This is a genomic window from Atlantibacter hermannii (assembly GCF_009907385.1).
In the GTDB taxonomy this organism is placed as follows: domain Bacteria; phylum Pseudomonadota; class Gammaproteobacteria; order Enterobacterales; family Enterobacteriaceae; genus Atlantibacter; species Atlantibacter hermannii_A.
This window is the reverse complement of record NZ_JAAATR010000002.1, coordinates 108728-127735: the sequence shown is the minus strand read 5'-3', so window position 1 is coordinate 127735 and position 19008 is coordinate 108728. Positions and strand designations below refer to the sequence as shown.

At 54.4% G+C, this 19008-nt stretch carries 18 protein-coding genes; 9 read left to right on the top strand and 9 right to left on the bottom strand.

Annotation, left to right across the window (positions count from 1 at the left end; genetic code table 11):
• Nucleotides 1–131 precede the first annotated feature (131 nt).
• Nucleotides 132–1628, top strand: a complete 1497-nt coding sequence (pitA, locus tag GV764_RS00905; RefSeq protein WP_161658677.1) for an inorganic phosphate transporter PitA — start codon at nucleotides 132–134, stop codon at nucleotides 1626–1628.
• 46 nt (nucleotides 1629–1674) lie between these two features.
• On the opposite strand, the gene uspB is transcribed toward pitA, so the two are convergent.
• Nucleotides 1675–2010 (bottom strand): universal stress protein UspB, encoded by a 336-nt coding sequence (gene uspB / locus GV764_RS00900; RefSeq protein WP_161658676.1) that lies wholly within the window; start codon nucleotides 2008–2010, stop codon nucleotides 1675–1677.
• Between the two features lie 436 nt (nucleotides 2011–2446).
• On the opposite strand from uspB, the gene uspA reads away from it, so the two are divergent.
• Complete coding sequence (uspA, locus tag GV764_RS00895) at nucleotides 2447–2884, top strand: universal stress protein UspA (protein WP_125292672.1); 438 nt, start codon at nucleotides 2447–2449, stop codon at nucleotides 2882–2884.
• Nucleotides 2885–3122: 238 nt separating this feature from the next.
• Complete coding sequence (gene dtpB, locus GV764_RS00890; protein ID WP_161658675.1) at nucleotides 3123–4595, top strand: dipeptide/tripeptide permease DtpB; 1473 nt, start codon at nucleotides 3123–3125, stop codon at nucleotides 4593–4595.
• 45 nt (nucleotides 4596–4640) lie between these two features.
• On the opposite strand, the gene GV764_RS00885 is transcribed toward dtpB, so the two are convergent.
• The 3 genes from GV764_RS00885 to GV764_RS00875 all read right to left on the bottom strand — a co-directional run bounded on the left by GV764_RS00885 (nucleotide 4641) and on the right by GV764_RS00875 (nucleotide 8237).
• The gene (locus GV764_RS00885) at nucleotides 4641–5960 is read right to left on the bottom strand and encodes an MFS transporter (RefSeq protein WP_161658674.1); all 1320 of its coding nucleotides are present in this window, start codon (nucleotides 5958–5960) and stop codon (nucleotides 4641–4643) included.
• A 271-nt stretch (nucleotides 5961–6231) separates the two neighbouring features.
• Nucleotides 6232–7284 carry an inner membrane protein YhjD gene (yhjD, locus tag GV764_RS00880; RefSeq protein WP_161658673.1) on the bottom strand — a complete coding sequence of 351 codons (1053 nt, stop codon included), beginning with the start codon at nucleotides 7282–7284 and terminating at the stop codon, nucleotides 6232–6234.
• 53 nt (nucleotides 7285–7337) lie between these two features.
• Nucleotides 7338–8237, bottom strand: a complete 900-nt coding sequence (locus GV764_RS00875) for a LysR family transcriptional regulator (protein WP_161658672.1) — start codon at nucleotides 8235–8237, stop codon at nucleotides 7338–7340.
• Nucleotides 8238–8355: 118 nt separating this feature from the next.
• On the opposite strand from GV764_RS00875, the gene GV764_RS00870 reads away from it, so the two are divergent.
• Entirely contained in the window at nucleotides 8356–9114 is a 759-nt protein-coding gene (locus GV764_RS00870; RefSeq protein WP_161658671.1) for an SDR family NAD(P)-dependent oxidoreductase, read from the top strand.
• A gap of 25 nt (nucleotides 9115–9139) precedes the next feature.
• Here GV764_RS00870 and GV764_RS00865 read toward each other — a convergent pair whose 3' ends face one another.
• Nucleotides 9140–9682 carry a GNAT family N-acetyltransferase gene (locus GV764_RS00865; protein ID WP_161658670.1) on the bottom strand — a complete coding sequence of 181 codons (543 nt, stop codon included), beginning with the start codon at nucleotides 9680–9682 and terminating at the stop codon, nucleotides 9140–9142.
• A gap of 179 nt (nucleotides 9683–9861) precedes the next feature.
• Here GV764_RS00865 and GV764_RS00860 point away from each other — a divergent pair, with 179 nt between their 5' ends.
• Together GV764_RS00860 and GV764_RS00855 are read left to right on the top strand one after the other, a co-directional pair.
• Nucleotides 9862–11457, top strand: a complete 1596-nt coding sequence (locus tag GV764_RS00860) for an STY4199 family HEPN domain-containing protein (protein WP_161658669.1) — start codon at nucleotides 9862–9864, stop codon at nucleotides 11455–11457.
• Nucleotides 11458–11472: 15 nt separating this feature from the next.
• Complete coding sequence (locus tag GV764_RS00855) at nucleotides 11473–12435, top strand: P1 family peptidase (RefSeq protein ID WP_161658668.1); 963 nt, start codon at nucleotides 11473–11475, stop codon at nucleotides 12433–12435.
• Here the strand turns inward: GV764_RS00855 and GV764_RS00850 are convergent.
• Together GV764_RS00850 and GV764_RS00845 are read right to left on the bottom strand one after the other, a co-directional pair.
• Nucleotides 12428–13018, bottom strand: a complete 591-nt coding sequence (locus GV764_RS00850) for an ATP-dependent Clp protease proteolytic subunit (RefSeq protein WP_161658667.1) — start codon at nucleotides 13016–13018, stop codon at nucleotides 12428–12430. The two genes, GV764_RS00855 and GV764_RS00850, sit on opposite strands and share 8 nt — an antisense overlap.
• Before the next feature lie 321 nt (nucleotides 13019–13339).
• Nucleotides 13340–13561, bottom strand: coding sequence for a hypothetical protein (locus GV764_RS00845; RefSeq protein WP_161658666.1), 222 nt, complete (start codon nucleotides 13559–13561; stop codon nucleotides 13340–13342).
• Nucleotides 13562–13660: 99 nt separating this feature from the next.
• Here GV764_RS00845 and GV764_RS00840 point away from each other — a divergent pair, with 99 nt between their 5' ends.
• The gene (locus tag GV764_RS00840) at nucleotides 13661–14425 is read left to right on the top strand and encodes an Lnb N-terminal periplasmic domain-containing protein (protein ID WP_161658665.1); all 765 of its coding nucleotides are present in this window, start codon (nucleotides 13661–13663) and stop codon (nucleotides 14423–14425) included.
• Between the two features lie 16 nt (nucleotides 14426–14441).
• A complete protein-coding gene (locus GV764_RS00835) occupies nucleotides 14442–15182 on the top strand; it encodes a MipA/OmpV family protein (protein ID WP_161658664.1) in 741 nt (246 codons plus the stop codon).
• Here the strand turns inward: GV764_RS00835 and GV764_RS00830 are convergent.
• The gene (locus tag GV764_RS00830) at nucleotides 15179–16510 is read right to left on the bottom strand and encodes an HdeD family acid-resistance protein (protein ID WP_161658663.1); all 1332 of its coding nucleotides are present in this window, start codon (nucleotides 16508–16510) and stop codon (nucleotides 15179–15181) included. The two genes, GV764_RS00835 and GV764_RS00830, sit on opposite strands and share 4 nt — an antisense overlap.
• Nucleotides 16511–16533: 23 nt before the next feature.
• The gene (locus GV764_RS00825; RefSeq protein WP_161658662.1) at nucleotides 16534–17811 is read right to left on the bottom strand and encodes an MASE1 domain-containing protein; all 1278 of its coding nucleotides are present in this window, start codon (nucleotides 17809–17811) and stop codon (nucleotides 16534–16536) included.
• A 676-nt stretch (nucleotides 17812–18487) separates the two neighbouring features.
• On the opposite strand from GV764_RS00825, the gene GV764_RS00820 reads away from it, so the two are divergent.
• Entirely contained in the window at nucleotides 18488–19000 is a 513-nt protein-coding gene (locus GV764_RS00820) for a ferritin-like domain-containing protein (protein WP_161658661.1), read from the top strand.
• Nucleotides 19001–19008: the final 8 nt, after the last annotated feature.

Here is a 19008-nt window from a genome sequence, read left to right as displayed (position 1 = left end):
AAAGGGTAAATCTTTTCAATCGTTGACGTTAAGCGACGTTGCATCAAAAAAAGTCTATATTTCACTTTGCCCCTGCCGCGAAAGTCCCTGATAATGCGGCGCGTTCATGTCCTCAAGATGGCGTAACGTCTATGCTACATTTATTTGCCGGCCTGGATCTTCATACCGGCCTTTTGCTTTTGCTTGCTCTGGGCTTTGTCCTGTTTTATGAAGCCATTAACGGCTTTCATGACACAGCGAACGCAGTTGCAACCGTTATATACACGCGAGCGATGCGTTCGCAACTGGCAGTAGTCATGGCAGCGGTGTTTAACTTCCTCGGCGTTTTGCTGGGCGGGTTAAGCGTAGCCTATGCCATTGTTCATATGCTTCCCACCGATCTGTTGCTTAACGTAGGTTCCGCACATGGCCTGGCCATGGTGTTCTCTATGTTGCTGGCGGCGATCATCTGGAACCTCGGCACCTGGTATCTGGGTCTGCCGGCGTCCAGCTCCCACACCCTGATTGGCGCGATTATCGGCATTGGTTTAACCAACGCCCTGATGACCGGCACGTCAGTGGTCGATGCATTAAATATCCCGAAAGTGATCAACATTTTCGGCTCGCTGATTATTTCTCCTGTTGTCGGTCTGGTGTTCGCAGGCGGTCTGGTGTTTTTGCTGCGTCGCTACTGGAGCGGCACTAAAAAACGCGCCCGTATCCACCTGACGCCTGCCGAGCGTGAGAAAAAAGACGGCAAGAAAAAACCGCCGTTCTGGACCCGTATCGCGCTGATCCTGTCAGCCATTGGCGTGAGCTTCTCTCACGGCGCTAACGACGGCCAGAAAGGCATCGGCTTGATCATGCTGGTGCTGATTGGCGTGGCGCCCGCAGGCTTCGTGGTCAACATGAACGCCTCTGGCTACGACATCACTCGTACCCGCGACGCCATCAACCACGTTGAGAGCTATTTCCAGCAGCACGGCGAAGCCATCAAGCACGTGATTGATATGAATCCGGTGATCCCGACGCCGGAAGAGGTGAAGAGCCAACCGCAGGAATTCCACTGTGACGCGAACCGCGCCATGCTGGCCCTGCAACGCGCCAAAACCATGCTGACCGGCCTTGAGAGCTACGACAAGCTGAGCATTGAAGAGCGCAGCCATATGCGCCGTATGCTGCTGTGTATCTCTGATACCGCCGACAAAGTGGCTGGCCTGCCGGAAACCTCTAAAGACGACAAACGCTACCTGAAAGAGCTGAAAGCCGACCTGCTCTACACCATCGAATACGCACCGGTGTGGATCATTATGGCGGTGGCGCTGGCATTAGGTATCGGCACCATGATCGGCTGGCGTCGCGTCGCCACCACCATCGGTGAGAAAATCGGTAAGAAAGGCATGACTTACGCTCAGGGGATGTCGGCGCAAATGACCGCGGCGATTTCTATCGGGGTGGCGAGTTATACCGGTATGCCGGTTTCCACCACGCACGTGCTGTCGTCGTCCGTTGCGGGCACCATGCTGGTTGACGGTGGCGGATTGCAGAGCCGCACGGTGAAAAGCATTCTGATGGCCTGGGTGTTCACCCTGCCGGCCTCAATTGCCCTCTCCGGCGCGCTGTACTGGATTTCGCTGCACTTTATCTGACAGCGCGAGCAATTAAAAAAAGAGCGGGCTTTGCCCGCTTTTTTTATTAGTGCCATATCATCATGGCGATGAGGCAGACCGTTACAAGGCCGCACAACGCACTGGTTAATATAAAATGACACCGGACTCGCTCACAGCGGCGGATGAATTCGTCGTCATGATGATCGCGGTAACGTTGAGCATAAATGTACCAGACCAGTCGCATTTGCTTATTTGGCTGACCATGGGATGTGAAAAAACCGCTGCCATCTACATACTGGTAGAGCAAGGGATCACAACCACGAAGCACCACAAGCAGCGCACGCAACGATGAGAAGTAGCGTGCCATATTGACGACGCATACCACACATAAGGCCCAAAACAGCGCAACAGTGCTTATCATAACACCTCCCCGGCGATAGCCACGGAGTCACTCCCCGGGACAACCGCACCCCCGATACCAAGTCAGTCAACTCGTTCCAAATGAGAGAGATACCAAAAGTCGATCGGGTTCACATTTATTTACCCGAGTGACTCATTTAATAGTGTAGAAGATCAGGTTATTTTTTTGCCACATCGTTCTGGTCAATCATTCGTGATAACTGTATTTCGATTTAGAATGAATGCCGATGCAGCGGATTGACGGATTTCTTCCTGGGCGATAAGGTAAAAAGAGACCGTTATGCTTAAGTCTTTCTATATCCTCATGCTTCAGGCTAAAGGATATCGTTTCAGGTTCCCGCGAGAGCGGTATGCAGGACGCGGGGCAAGGACATCATCGATAACCTAAAGCGTTGTCTGATCCATTGTCATCGACATCTTATGGAAGGAGTAAAATTATGGCTTACAAACATATACTTATCGCAGTCGACCTCTCCCCAGAAAGTAAAGTGCTGGTCGAAAAAGCCGTCTCCATGGCACGCCCGTATAACGCCAAAGTTTCACTGATTCATGTCGATGTAAATTATTCCGATCTCTACACCGGCCTCATCGACGTAAATCTGGGCGATATGCAGAAACGCATCTCTGAAGAAACCCACCACGCGCTGACTGAGCTGTCCACCAATGCAGGTTACCCGATTGCGGAAACCCTCAGCGGCAGCGGCGACCTGGGCCAGGTGCTGGTTGACGCGATTAAAAAATACGACGTCGATTTAGTGCTGTGCGGCCATCACCAGGATTTCTGGAGCAAACTGATGTCGTCTGCCCGCCAGCTGATAAACACCGTGCACATTGATATGCTGATTGTGCCGCTGCGCGACGAAGAAGAGGAATAATCGTCCTTTCTTACCCCCAACGCCCGCTAATGCGGGCGTTTTTATTTCCGCCTTGCCAACGTAAATCACTGACTTCAATAAATTCATTAGTGTGATCTGCCGCTGCGATCGTTTTTAGACAATACAATAACCTGCTTTAACGCTCTTATTCGGCATTACTCGCCGATAAATGGCATGGCGGCGCGATCCTGAGGCCGCGTACATACTTTTACTGGCGTCACCTTAAGGCAACGTAAAAATGAACAACACTGCACCTGTCGGTTTACTGCAACAGCCGAAACCCTTTTTTATGATCTTCTTTGTCGAGCTGTGGGAGCGCTTTGGCTACTACGGCGTACAGGGCATTCTGGCGGTTTTCTTCGTCCAGCAGCTCGGCTTCTCGCAGGAACAAGCTTTCGTCACCTTTGGGGCGTTTGCCGCGCTGGTGTACGGACTGATCTCTATCGGCGGCTACGTGGGCGACCACCTGCTCGGCACCAAACGCACCCTGGTGTTGGGCGCGATTGTGCTGGCCGTCGGGTATTTTATGACCGGGCTGTCACTACACCAGCCTGACCTGATTTTCATCGCCTTAGGCACCATCGCAGTGGGCAACGGGCTGTTCAAGGCTAACCCCGCCAGCCTGCTGTCCAAATGCTATCCTCCCAAAGACCCGCGTCTCGACGGCGCTTTTACGCTGTTTTATATGTCGATCAACATCGGGTCGCTGCTGTCGCTGTCGCTGGCGCCGGTGATCGCCGAGCGTTACGGCTACGCAGTAACGTATAACCTGTGCGGCATTGGACTGATTATCGCCCTGCTGGTCTATTTTGCCTGCCGGGGCATGGTGAAGCACATCGGTTCCGAGCCGGACCACGCGCCGATGAGTTTCAAAAACCTGCTGCTGGTGCTGGTGGGCACGGTCGCCATGATTTTCCTCTGCGCCTGGCTGATGCATAACGTGCAGGTCGCCAATCTGGTGCTGATTGTGTTGTCCATCGTGGTGATTATTTTCTTCTTCCGCGAAGCGTTCCGGCTGGATAAAACCGGTCGCAACAAGATGTTTGTGGCGTTTATTCTGATGCTGGAAGCGGTGCTGTTTTACATCCTCTACGCCCAGATGCCCACCTCGCTGAACTTCTTCGCCATTAACAACGTCCATCATGAGATCCTCGGCTTCACCCTTAACCCGGTGAGCTTCCAGGCGCTGAACCCGTTCTGGGTGGTGGTGGCAAGCCCGGTGCTGGCGATGATTTATACCCGGCTGGGCAGCCGGGGCAAAGACCTGACCATGCCGATGAAATTTACGCTCGGGATGTTTCTGTGCGCCCTCGGTTTCTTGACTGCCGCTGCCGCAGGCATGTGGTTCGCCGACGCCCAGGGGCTGACCTCACCGTGGTTTATTGTGCTGGTGTATCTGTTCCAGAGCCTGGGCGAACTGCTGATCAGCGCGCTGGGGCTGGCGATGGTCGCCGCGCTGGTGCCGCAGCACCTGATGGGCTTTATTCTCGGGATGTGGTTTCTGACTCAGGCCGCCGCGTTCCTGCTGGGCGGTTACGTCGCTACCTTTACCGCCGTTCCCGAAGGGATCACCGATCCGCTGCAAACCTTGCCGATTTATACCGGGGTATTCAGTAAAATTGGCCTGGTGACGCTGGGCGTATCGATCGTGATGGGCTTGATGGTGCCGTGGCTGAACCGAATGATTGCCACGCCGGAAGAGAAAATCTAAAGCAGGATGGGCGCAGGCGACACGCGGCCTGCGCCCTTTCAGGACTTACAGCGACTGGTGTTTCGTCTCATGGGTCAGCAGCAGCGCAATCAGCGTCAGCGCCGCCATCGATGCCAGATAAATCCCCACGTAAAACAGCCCGTAGTTCGCCTGTAACCAGGTGGCGATATACGGCGCCACGGACGCACCCAGGATCGACGCCACGTTATAGGAGAATGACGCTCCGGTGTAACGCACTTCGGTCGGGAACAGCTCCGGCAGCAGCGCGCCCATCGGGCCGAAGGTCAGGCCCATGATGCTCAGGCCAATCAGCAGGTACGCCATCACCATTGCCGGGTTGCCGGACTGCAACAGCGGCGGGAACACGAACAGCGCAAACAGAATAATCAGCGTGGTGATCACGATCATGCTCTTACGGCGGCCAAATTTATCCGCCAGCACGCCGGCAATCGGCACCATCACGCCAAAGCCGATAACCGCCATCATCAACATCCACAGCACTTCGTTACGCGGAAAGCCCAGCCCGTTCGGAGCCGCCGCGGTACTGAAGGTCATGGAATACACCGTCATGATATAGAACAGCGTATAGGTCGCCAGCATGATAAAGGTGCCGAGGATGGTGACGCGCAGATGTTTGGTCAGCAGCGTACCCAGGGGCACTTTCACCTGTTTGTTGGCTTTGGCGATTTTCGCGAACACTGGCGTTTCATGCAGAGAGACGCGCACATACAGGCCAATCAGCACCAGTACCGCAGAGAACACGAACGGCACGCGCCAGCCCCAGGACATAAATTGCTCATCGGTCAAAACCCACGACAGCAGCAGGAAGGTGCCGTTAGCGAAGAAGAAGCCGATCGGCGCGCCCAGCTGCGGGAAGGAGCCGTACAGCGCGCGTTTCCCGGCAGGCGCGTTTTCAGTGGCCAGCAGCGCTGCCCCGCCCCATTCGCCGCCCAGGCCCAGACCCTGGCCGAAACGCGCCAGCGCCAGCAACAGCGGCGCTAATACGCCAATGGTTTCGTAGCCCGGCAGCAGGCCGATCACCACCGTGGAAATACCCATGGTTAACAGCGAGGCCACCAGCGTGGCTTTACGCCCGACGCGATCGCCAAAGTGCCCAAACACGGCGGAACCGATAGGACGCGCCACAAACGCGATGGCGAAGGTCGCCAGCGACTGTAGCGTAGCGGCAGTCGGGTCGCCCTGCGGGAAGAAAATATGAGGAAAAACAATAACCGCCGCAGTGGCATAAATGTAGAAATCGAAAAACTCAATGGCGGTGCCAATGAGCGAGGCGACAACCACTTTACTGCGCGAATTAACCGGAGGTGCGTCGTGATCAACGGATGTGGTGATGGATGCTTGCATATTTTTTTCTTATTTATGTGAAACGAAATTCCATATTACGCATAGCAAAAGCCACATTTCAATGCGCCACAAAACGTGAACTTGTTCAGAAAAGCGGCAAAAAGAGGATAATTTTCATGCTCGCCATTTCACTTCTATGAAATGCTTCACACAAATTTCAAATCAGCATGAAAAACCAGAAATTGGTTAAATAAAAGTTACGGAATGGATTTATCCTCTAAAACGCTGGTCCGGGCTGAAGTTTTTTGCGTTTTACTCCAGCCCGGCCTGATTAACGGTGGGGTTTACCCGGCATCCGCTTATCGTCTTTGTACTCTGCGGTGGCGATCCACGCCGCACAGAACAGCGTCAGACGGGCAAAGAAATAGAAGAACGCCATCAGCCCCAGCACCGATCCAAATGCCGCGCCGGAAGGCGAGGTCATTAGCGACGGCAGCGTCCAGGTCATAATGATTTTGATCACCTCAAACCCCACGGCAGCCAGAATACTGCCGCGGATCAGCGCCTTTTTACGCGGACGGTGGCGCGGCAGCCGCCAGAAGATCCAGAAGAACAGCAGGAAGTTGGCGCACATGGAAATCGCCAGGCCAATCAGCTGCCAGACCGGCTTCAGCCACGGGATATAGTCGAGATACAGCCAGCGGATGATCATTTCCTGGGCCGAGCCGGCCACGGAGGTAATGGAAATGGTGATGATCAGCGCCACCAGCAGGCCAATCAGCGAGACGAAATCGCGCAGATATTTCGCCCACCACTTCTCTTCGTCCTGAGCGTTGCGCTCCCAGACATCGCGCGACTGGGCGCGGATGGCCTCGCGCAGGTTACCCATCCAGTTCACCCCGGAATAGAGCGCCACGGCGAGACCGACAATGCCCACGGTGGTGCGCTGCTGCACGGCGGTGTTGATGGTGCTTTTCAGGGTGGTTGCCAGCGTCTGGTCGCTGACGTTCATCAGAATTTTATTAAAAATATCCTGCAACAGCGTCGGATGCGACGCCAGGATAAAGCCCGCCGCCGCAAATGACACCATCAAAATCGGGATCATTGATAAGAAAGAGAAATAGGTTATCGCCGCGCCGAACTGGTTACCGAGCCGGTCATTAAAACGCTCCGTGGCCCGAATCAGGTGGGCAATCATCGGGCGGCGCTCCAGTTTTTCCACCGTCTCGGTGACCTTCGCAATCGGCCCCTCACCTTTTTCATGACTATCACCCTGTTCAGGCTGATCTTTTTTCGCCTCTTCAGAGCGGGTATCCAGTTGTGGCACTGGCTTATAGTCCAGATCGTTGGTTGGGCGTTTCGGGGTGTTCTCCGGTGTTGTCATTGAACGCAATTCCTTGTCAGTGATAAGCATCATGGGAAAAGTATAGACTTACGTTAATCAACGTAACCTTTCATCACGCCGCCTAACCATTCCATAAACAAATGCACCCGCCGCGACAGATTGCGTCGATGCGGATAAAGCAGCGACACCGGCATCGGTTCCGGCCGGTACTGGGGCAGGATTTCAATCAGCGTCCCGCTGCGCAGGGCGTCTTTAATCCCTACGCGCGGCACCTGAATAATGCCCAGCCCGGTCAGCGCCGCCGCCTGGTAGGTCTCGGTACTGTTGACCGTTAAGATGCCGCCGGTTTTTATCCAGTGGGTTTGCTTATCCACCGCATATTCAAACCCCTGGGGGCGGCTGCCGAAGTGCGTGGAATAATGCACCACCGCATGGGTCGCTAAATCGTCCAGCCGTTCCGGAAAACCAAAACGCTCCAGATAGCCCGGACTGGCGCAATTGACGACGGTGAGTTTACCGAGCGGGCGCGCCACCAGACCGGAATCTTTCAGATGGCCGACGCGCACCACGCAGTCGAACCCTTCGCGTACCACGTCCACCAGCCGGTCGCTGCTGCTCAGCTCCAGCTCAATCCCCGGATACTGTTGCAGAAAGGCGGGCAATTTTGGCATCACCAGATTTTTTGCGATGCCAACCGGCATATCCACGCGCAGACGCCCGCTGACGCTGGAGGGATCGTGCAGAAACAGCCCGTCGAGCTCTTCCAGATTGGCCAGCAAGTCGCGGCAGCGCTCGTAGTAGACCATGCCGTCCTGGGTGAGCTGCACCCGCCGCGTGGTGCGGTGCAATAGCCGCGTGCCTAACGCATTTTCCAGCGCCTGGATTTGGCGCGATACGCTACCTTTAGGGAGTCCGAGTGTTTGCGCGGCCTGGGAAAAACTCTCCAGATCCGCCACCCGAATGAACAACTGCATTGCGTGAATTTTATCCATCGGTTGGGCTTATTGTTGTTATTAATGAAACAGTGATGCGCAGCGAGGCATCTTTATTGATTTCATAGCAGCTAATAAGCTTTCCCTCAACCACCGTAATAACGCAGACGAGGTTTTTATGACGCAACGTATCGCAATTGTGACCGGCGGCAGCCGCGGCCTTGGGAAAAACGCAGCGCTAAAGCTGGCTGAGAAGGGAATTGCCATTATCCTCACCTACAACAGCCAGCGTGAAGACGCGGATGACGTGGTGCGAGAAATTGAGAAAAAAGGCGTAAAAGCGCTGGCATTACAGCTTAACGTCGCCGAAAGCGCGAGTTTTTCCGCATTCGCCAATGAAGTGAAGCAACAGCTTAAACACGTCTGGCAGCGCGATAGCTTCGACTATTTATTGAACAATGCCGGGATCGGCATTAACGCGCCGTTTACTGACATTACCGAGGCGCAGTTCGATCAGTTAGTGAACATTCACTTCAAAGGACCCTTCTTTTTGACGCAGCATCTGTTACCGCTGATGAAAAATGGCGGACGTATCCTGAACGTCTCCAGCGGCCTGACGCGATTTGCACTGCCGGGCTATTCGGCCTACGCCGCCATGAAAGGTGCGATGGAAGTGCTTACTCACTATCAGGCCAAAGAGCTGGGCGCCCGCGGCATCTCCGCCAATATCATCGCCCCGGGTGCGATTGAAACCGACTTCGGCGGCGGCGCGGTGCGCGACAACGCCGAACTGAATAAGGCTATCGCGGCGCAAACCGCCTTAGGGCGCGTAGGCCTGCCGGATGATATTGGCGAGGCTATCGCCGCGCTGCTGGGCGACGGCCTCGGCTGGATGAATGCCCAGCGCATTGAAGTGTCGGGCGGCATGTATATCTGATGCCTGGACACGCCGGGCGGCGCTATCAGCCCGGCGTAAATTCACGCGCCAGCAGGCCGAACAACCAGTCGTCCTGCCAGCGTTCGTCGAGAAAGTAGTTTTCCCGCAGCGTCCCTTCCAGCACAAATCCGGCCTTTTCCAGCACCCGCTTCGACGGCTCATTGCCTACCGTCACCGTCGCCACCAGTTTCCGGTAGCCGCAGATCTGAAACGCGTAGTCGCAAATCGCCTGCAACGATTCATAGCCCAGCCCCTGACCGTGCACCCGCGTCGCCAGCAGATACCCGACTTCCGCAATCCCGTCGCCGCGATCGATAAACCCCGTCACGCCGAACGGCTCACCGCCGCGCTTTTCGCGCATCACCAGGCACAGCCAGTGATTGCTGCCCGGCTCCCAGCGCGGTAATCGGCTGTCAAACGCGACGCGCATGGCTTCATCGTCGCGGGACGACGCCAGATAGCGCGAAATACGCGGATCGCGCTGGAGCGCGACAAAAAAAGCCCAGTCTTCCGGGGTGATTTGTTGATAAGTGATGCGGGTTGAAGTTACGTAGTCTGCCGGTTGCACACGGGCTCCTGTTAATTAAAGAATATATCGAATGCTTTTCGCCCGATGGTATGACGAGTGAATAGTCTATCTTTGAGTTAACTGTCAGAACGTCTCAACACAGCAATATACATAATCATAATGATCAGGCGCTATGCCGGACAAAGCGGCGTAGCGCATTAACGAGTGTAAGGATAACCATGACTCGTTCAGCACAGCTTATCGCAAGAGAACAATTCGAAGCGGCCTTGCAGACGATACGTGAAGCGTCAAAAGCGATCCTCTCCCTGCTCGGCAATCCGGTTGCGGAAGCCAAAGATCCGCAATGGTTTTTACAGCAGATGGATAACGCCCGGCAGCATCTCGGCAGCTGGGGGCTGGTGGCGAAGCGGCTGCACGTCAACGATGCCGAACTGTCGCAGTTTACTCTCCAGTTGCGCCACCTCCAGCAGTTGGTGCCGCAGTATGAAAGCGGGGCCGAGGTCAGTTCCACGGCGCTGATCGCCGCGCTGCGTTTTGTCGCGACGCTGGAACGGGTCCGCCTGCGCCAACCTTTGCTGCATTACAACACGGAACTGGCGCTCAGCCAGCCGCCGCAGCCGCGCGCCGCGCGCGTTCAACTACGAAGCCTGGAGCTCACTCTTAAGGGACTTATCCGTGAAGCCTGGCCGGATGAGGTCGCGCGGGTGAACCATCTCAAACTGCTCTTTGGGGCCAACAAAGTGCGGCGCTGGCTCAAATTCGCCAAACCTGGCGACATTCTCAGCGGCATGCAGTTTAGCGAGCTGGCGCAACTGGTGGTGGATAAAAAAGAGTTCGCCAAACATTACGCCGCCCATTTCCCGGAAAGCGGCGCGTTAAGTTTTCTGGTTGAACCCCGTAAATCCCTGCTGACGTTTCTGGACGATGTGCGTTTGATCCGCAATCACGCGCTGGGCCAGCAGTCGCTTTCCCCGGTGCAGATGACGCTGCTGGAGAATTACGCCACCGCCATTACCGCGCCCCTACGGCAACGCTATGTGCAGGGCAAAACCCCGGTGGATCCGGCCAGCTTCAGCGCCTGTGATGATAACGAGCTGGAGGCCTGGTTTGCCGACGCCGAACAAAAGCATCAGGCGATGAGCGGCGATATTTTCGAGATCCGTGATGTGATTGATTCGCCACGCCACAAGCCGCCGCGCACCCGTGAACAGCGCGAGCAGCTGGTGGTCGGCGTGTTATGGGGGGCTGTGGGGCTGGTGGCGGTGGCAATTGCCGTGGGCGGGCTGCACCTGGTAAACCAGAACCGAAAACCCGTGACGGCAAGCCCGTCAGTGGCCTATGCCGCCCCCGTAGAACCCCTTGACGCGCGCGAAAGCACGCCGCGCCAGCAATTAAATCGTCTGGGTATCGCCTGGGACGAAAACCATTTTCGCTCCGCTATTGACCGCGATGATGACCGCATCGCCCGGCTATTTCTACAGGCGGGCATGGAATGGAAAGTCTCCTGGACCGAACAGGCGCTGGCGAGCAAGCAGCATAACGTGCTGGATCTGCTGCTCAGCTATCGTATGCAAATGAACGAGCCCAAACCCTGTCGGCGGATGATCGCCAACCTCGGGCACGCGCTGTCGCAGGGGCAGCCATTCACCTCCATTCGTAAAACGTATTTAAAAGCGTTCTGCACCACGCCCGCCGTGGTGAAGCGGCAGGCCAACGATGCGGCTCAGGCCCAGGCGCGAGCCGCCGCCACCCGCGATAAAAGCGATGAAAAATGGGCGGCGATCCAGAAAGCCATCTATAACGAAATCAACTAGCCTGGGGAGACATACATGCAAAGCGCACACGGCAGTATTGTTGATGTTCCCGGCGTCAAAGTGGGTCATGCCGCCGATGCGTTAAAGCAGACCGGTTGCAGCGTGGTGCTGTTCGAAGCGGGCGCCGTGTGCGGCGTGGACGTCCGCGGCGCGGCGCCCGGCACCCGCGAAACCGATTTACTCAATCCCACCAACCTTATCGACAAGGTTCACGCGGTCGTGCTGAGCGGCGGCAGTGCTTTCGGGCTGGATGCCGCTTCTGGCGTGATGCGGTGGCTGGAGCAGCGCAACATCGGCTTTGACGTCGGCGTGACGGTGGTGCCCATCGTGCCGGCGGCGGTACTGTTTGATTTAACCTTTGGCGACCCGGCGGTGCGGCCCGATGCCCGGATGGGCTACCGCGCGGTGAATGCCGCATCGGAAAAGCCGTTCCCGTCCGGCAATACCGGCGCAGGCGTCGGGGCCACCCTCGGCAAAATGGCGGGGATGGAAAAAGCCATGAAGGGCGGGTTGGGTACGGCATCGGCCACCGGGCCGGATGGGTTAATCGTCGCGGCGATGGTCGCGGTCAACGCGGTAGGCGAAATTCGCGATCCGCATACCGGGCAAACTATTGCCGGTGCCTGCGATGCACAGGGCAACCTGCTTGATTTACAGACCAGCGTGCTGAATAACCGCGACAGCCACTTCAGCGCGGGCACCAACACCACCATCGGGATTATCTGTTGTAACGCCGCCTTCACCAAAAGCCAGATGCAGAAAGTGGCGCAAATGGCCCATGACGGCCTGGCGCGCACCATTTACCCGGTACACACCCTGAGCGACGGCGATACGCTGTTTGCCGCCACCACCGGCGGCGTGGATGCCAGCGTCAATATCGTCGGAATGCTGGCGGCGGAAGTTATGGCCGCCGCGGTGCTGGACGGGGTGCGCGCCGCGCGTAGCGCGCACGGGGTACGTGGGCTGGCGGCTAGTTAATGTAGTACGCCACGTCGGTGGGTTTCATATCGGTCGCCGTCTGGGTAATTAACCCCTCGGCTTGCGCCTCTTTGTAATACAGCAGCTTGCGATTCGCCTCGCTGGATAAAATCGTATCCAGCTCCGCTTCATCATATTTAGTGCAGCTTTTATAAATCGACGCGAAGAAGTTATTGCCCATAGAAAGGGACTGGCTGAGGGTTTTGATATCGTTAGGCTTTAAATCGCCAGAGACATTGTGCATGGTCAGCGCCGCAGGATGCAGAAGGAACAGCGCGTCGGGCATACTGCGACGGTTGGGTGCCGCGCAATACAGGAGAGTCGCGGCAGAGGCGACTTGCGACAGGTTGACGGTTTCAATCGATAATGAAAAGTTTTTAATGGCTTCATATCCCGCGTAACCGGCATCCATATCCCCACCGGGGCTATTGATATACAGACTGACCTGTTTCGTGTTCGGGTAATTCATGGTAACGCCATCCAGCGCTTTCATTAAGTCGGCGATGCTGGCATTGGTGACGGGCGTGTTATAAACAATTTTGATGGTGGAAACGTCCAGCGGCGTCAGCCGTTGTGTTTTCATTTCAATTAATTGCCCATAACTGCCAAACGAACAAAGACCCAGAAGCATAATTAACGACGAGGTTATTTTTCGCATTGTGGTGGCCTTATAAAAGACAGCGTGTCAGAAGAATGAGGCTCAGGTAGCGTAGCAAATGCCTTTTTATTTGACAAAAAGTCATTGCGCTCAGGGAGATTATTTTTACTGAAATATAATATATCCGGGAAACGAACGCGGCTAATAAAATAGCCCGTCAGGCTTCAGGCGATGACGGGCTATCTTTAACTCGGGAGGTTGATGTCAAACGCATTCTTTCAGAAGATCATTTTTTTCTCCTTTACGCTATGATGTTTTTTTGGCGGTCACCGCTTTGTAAGCAAACCAGGTAACCAGGGCGATTATCAATGGCGCAACGATATGCGGGTTCAATTCATAGCCCATCTTTTTCTGCACGATTTCAGAAAGATAGTCGCAGCCCAGGATGATGACAAAATAAATACAGGTCATCAGCACCAGAAATTTTGGTTTAGTAAATGGATTAGCTTTACGGTTATTTCGATTCATCACGATCACCATTCAGTAGCGGGCTTGCTTAATGACTGAAGCTTACGCCTGGATTTATCAACCAATTATCAATATAGCGTTAAAAATAAGGAGTGCGGAGTGGTTAAACGGTTATTCTTTCGGGATAACAACAAGCTCCACTGGTTTCCCGGTTATGAAGAAAAACCGGAAATCCTGTTTGGGCAAGACAATAGCTTTACCATCAGGAACTTTCGTAATGCCTTAATGATTGATAATACGCTGCATTTTGAATGGCAGGACAAAACGCTTAATCTGGATGATATCGCCAGTGTCGATCTGGTTATCTCTTACTGGTCCAGCCGACATATTGCCCATGTGTTTCTTTCTTTTGGTTTTTCCGGTGGCGACTATGTGGCGATTTCCATTGAAACCCGGCGTCGGGCGTCACAACATTATTCTACCTGGAAAGGGTTCTTCAATACTTATGAACTCATTTATGTGGTCGCGGATGAAAGAGATTTAATCGGCGTGCGGGCCAATATCCGTAAAGAGGACGTCTATATTTATCGGGTCAACGTGACCAAAGAGGTATGCCGGCAGGTATTTTTAGATTATGCCGGGCGGATTAACAGCCTGAAAAATAACGATGAATTTTACAACACGCTGAGAAATAACTGCACGACCAATATCCTACGCCACAGCCGTAAAGCCGCGCCGGATTTTAAATATAACTGGATGGTGCTGTTTAGCGGCCATGTCGATCGGTATTGCTACGATTTAGGGTTGCTCGACAACACGTTAACCATTGAAGCGTTACGGGCCAATAGCAAAGTCGCGCCCGTTACCGGCATCCTCAATGAGGATTATTCACAACGGATCCGGCCAGGCTACCGTGAGCCATAACAATAAGGGATTCAAGATGAAGAGAAATAGTGCCGCCATCGGGATGGCGTTATGGCTACCGCTGAGCGGAGCCACAGCGGCGGAGATGGGTCTGGGCGTTGAAGGCGAAGCGCAGTTCAACCCCTACAAAAGCTATAAAACCGACTATTCGTTCATTCCCTATCTGGGCTATGACAATAAGATCGTTTATCTGGACGGCACCGAAGCGGGCGTCTATTTCGTTAATGACGACAAAAACGAATTCAAGGCGCGCGTCTGGTATCTGGATGTGGAATTCGATCCGGACAATGCCCGCCAGTGGGCGATCCGCCAACTGGAGACCCGCCACAGCACCATGATGGCCGGAGTGAGCTATCAGCGCATCACGGATATCGGCGCGTTTCGCGGGGAGTTTTCCGGCGACACGCTCAATACCAGCAACGGCCTGATGGCAACGCTGGCCTGGGCCGGACAGATCGTTGCCGAGCCGGTGACGATTTATCCTCAGGCGGGCATCGACTGGTATAGCGACAAACTGGCGCGTTATTACTACGGTATCAGCGAGCGGGAAGCCGCGAAATCGGGCCTGAAGGCCTGGTCGCCGAATGACGCTTTCGCGCCCTGGCTGGCGGTAGCTGCAGACTGGAAGGTGACCGACGATCTGCATTTCTATCTGCAACCGCGTATCACCTTCCTGCCCTCAACGATTCGCCACAGCCCGATGGTGGACGACAACATCCTCGCCGATATTGAATCCGGGCTGGTTTGGTCGTTTTAACTCGCCTGGTCCCGCGCCGTGGAACGCCATTTCCACGGCATGCGTTTATACCAGGGCTGGGGAACCGGATGTACGATGGCGCTCAGCGCCCGGGCGTAATCCATTACCAGGCCCGGCGTCCAGGCCATGGTTAAGGCTCGTTTACGCACCTGCGACGCAATCCACAGCTCCGGCATAAACAACACTTTCAGGGTGGTCAGCCAGCTGCCCCGCCGGTTGGCTAACACCCCGTCGAGGGCCGCCTCCAGCGAATACGCCACGCTGCTTGAGCAGTTGCGGTAAGTCAGATTATAAATTTCATCTTTGCGATAGTTCGTCCAGAAGCGGTGCAGCGCCTCGCCGTTAAAGCCGTGGAAATGGATTTTCTTATCGGAATGGCACCAGTTGCTGGATTCGGTAACGTAATCCGGCTGGTATTTCCCGGCAATGTCGTTGTCGTGGGTGGCTTTCAGCAGGCGGAAAAACTCGGACGGCGAGCGGTCGATATCCTCCGCCGGATACAGGCTCACGTAGACATGGGGCGAGGCCTCCAGCGCCGCATGGCCGGTCGAGATCACGCCGTGGGCATCCACGGCGGCAATATAGCGGTTGATGACCGGGCGCGGCACCGCCGGTTCATTGGCGGATCCCTCCGGCGTCCAGATATGCACCGTCAGCGGCGAGGTAAATTCCAGCGGCGGCGTCAGCGTCCCGGCGACCTTTTCCGGGGCCGGGCTGCCTTTCACTTTGGTGGTAAAGCCTTTGGCAAATTCACGCGGCACCATCAGCTGGAACACCGAGGTGGCATTTTTCAACTGCCTTGCCCGCATCGCCACGCGCAGCGTATTAATGCTGCCCGCTATCATCAATACGCCCAGGAAAAACGACACCGTCGCGCTGGAATGGGTAATTAAAAACCCGGCAAAGGCGATTTGCAGGCAGCCCATAATCAGCGACGCGCGCCAGCGCGGGAAACGCACCACCCAGGCGGAGGCAATAACGAACAGGCCGATCACGAAATACGAGAAGCCGAAAATGACCGACAGCAGAATATTACTGTAGCGGGCGTCCACCAGCATAATTAACGAGACGAAGAAAAAGACACCGCCTTTAAAATAAAGCACCGCTTTTTGCGCGCCGATCCCGCTTGCCGCCACGCTAAGGGTAATCAGGCTCTCTAATAACAACACGATGCCAAAGGTTTTCAGCGGGAAATACGTTTGTCCGTCAAAGCCATCAATAAAAATTAATACCCCTGCGATACCCCATAATAGGCCGCTTATCCAGAGATATTTGGCTTTATCACGGACAAATTGAGCACCGAAAAGCAATAATGCGATTTGTAACATAACGACTCTCCGCCTCTCTGCGCTTAACTGAATGTGGTTGTGCCACTGATTCGCCAGTTGCCGATAATGATGGGTTGCGCCTGATTATTAATCAGCACGTTGCCGCTATCGGTGATGGTCACCCAGCGGTCATTTTTATCTTTAAAGCGAAATGAGATAGTCGGCAGCTTATGCGCCTGCCCGATATCGCTCCACTGGCGCTGGAATTTCTCGCGGTCGTCCGGATGAACGCGCGCCAGCATTTTTTCTTTGTCGGTCAGTTCATTGGTGGCGATGTCGTCAAGCACATCCAGCGTGTGATCCCAGTACAGCTGCCCGGTAACCAGATTGAGCTGGTAAATAGCATCGCGCGCGCTCTGTACGCCGGTGCGATTATCCAGCCGCTGGGCACTGCGGGTTAATACCCGAATAAACACCATTAATAGCGCCGTCGCGGTTAAATAACACTGGGCAATCAGCAGCGGCTCACCGGTGCGCAGCCCTTTAATAAAGAACGGTCCCATTTTTTGGATCGAGAACCAAATAACAATCGCGCCGAGGGTTAATAACGCAAAGGAGCCGCCCCGGTTACCCCACAATATCGCCAGCGCCACCGTTAACACGATGGGAATACAGGCTGCGGCAAAACGCAGTACATCGTAGCGGTGAGTATTAAATGCATCGGTGACATATTTCACCGAATCGCTGAATATCCAGGTCGTAATCAGGATCAGCAGCACCCAGACAAAGCACCCGGCAATCATTATCCTGCGGTGCATACCTTCGGTGCGCAGATGGTTATTCAGGAAGCCCATAATAATCGTCGTGGCAAACAAAATGCCGGTGACGTCGGCGATTAAGCCCGGCCAGAAGGTGCCGGTAAAGGATTCATTGCGGAAGAACCACAGCCCGGACGACAGCACCAGCGCATCCACCACGCTCACCAGCACCGTTGCAATCAACCACATCACGATTTGGTGCAGATCATCGCCTTCACGTGAAAACCGTCTCACAAGCCAGGCGATAGCCATCGTGGACGGCATGGATAACACGGCAAACATCAGGTTAGTGGGAAAGTTTTCCGTGGTGGTGTTGTCCAGAATCAGATTCAGAACAATGAAGCCGGCGAGAAACAGCCACCATTGCCGCCAGGGCGCGCACAGAAACGCCGCCGTCGCGACCCCTGCCGGGAACCAGACGATGGAGAAATCAAGGCTCGGATCGTCAAGCTGCAGCGAGACCAGACCGGACAGATAATAAATCAGCATCCAGATGGCAAAGGAAACGGCCAGATGCATAAACGGTGAGAGTGGGCCTTTCATAGGGTCGTCTCGTTGGTTTTATGAAGTCTGTAGTATCGGCGATAATCCGAAAAGTTTCATAGCGCCAGGGTAAACGCAGCGTTGATTTTTACGCTTTTACCCCTCCGCGTCGCGCTGATATATCATATAAACTGTTTTATCAAATTTTTTAATTTCACCGCCGGGTTTTGGCTATTTTTACCGGGCCGTTTTACGTTATTTTTTGCGCCTGACAGCAAGCGCCACCCGAAATTTATTTTTGCACACACATTTTATTTACCGCTTCGTTTTCAGCAAAATGGTGATGGCGAAATATATAAAATATTTTCAGTAACAAACCCTGAATGCCGACGCATGCTTTATCTGTAAAGTTTTATAGCAGCGCATTTAAGAAAAATCCTGAAACTATTCTAATCGGCCACAACCGAGGATCAATCGGGCTTTGGCGTCTATCCTTATCCAGGCCAGAGAAAAAAACTGGCACGACGATAATACTCATTATTTTTTATTAAAAAACGATGGGTTACGGTCTGAAAAAACTACCGATCAATCGAAGACCTGGTATTTATCCGTGGGTGGTTCTGTTATTGCAGAACGGAACGGAGAATAAGCCGACCGTTATTTTCGACGAGGATCACAGGTGTCGAAAACGCGCCGGGAGATTTTCGATAAGGTGTTTAATCTAAGAGGAATAATCATGGCAACGACTTACGAAGAAAACTATCTGGACTGGGTAAGAGATGCGCATGCGATGGAGAAACAGGCTGAATCCATGCTTGAAAAAATGGCTGGACGACTGGAGCACTATCCGGATCTGAAAGCGCGCATTGAGCAACACATTGAAGAAACTCGCCAGCAGCAAACGCTGATTCAGTCCGTTATCGATCGTCATAACACCTCCAACTCCACCTTCAAAGACGTGATGGGCAAGATGGCGGCTACCGGCCAGGCGATGGGCGGTATGTTTGCCGATGACGAAGTGGTGAAAGGCGCGCTCAGCAGCTATGCCTTTGAACACTTTGAAGTGGCTTGCTACACCTCGCTGATTGCGGCGGCGCAGCTGGTCGGCGACCAGGAAGGCGCACGCATCTTTGAACAGATCCGCGAGCAGGAAATCGCTATGGCGGAGTGGGCGTTAAATCATATTCCGGATGTCACCGAGCAGTTCCTGGTTCGTGACGCCGCCCCTGGCGTCGAAGCCAAAAAATAATCCCTTCT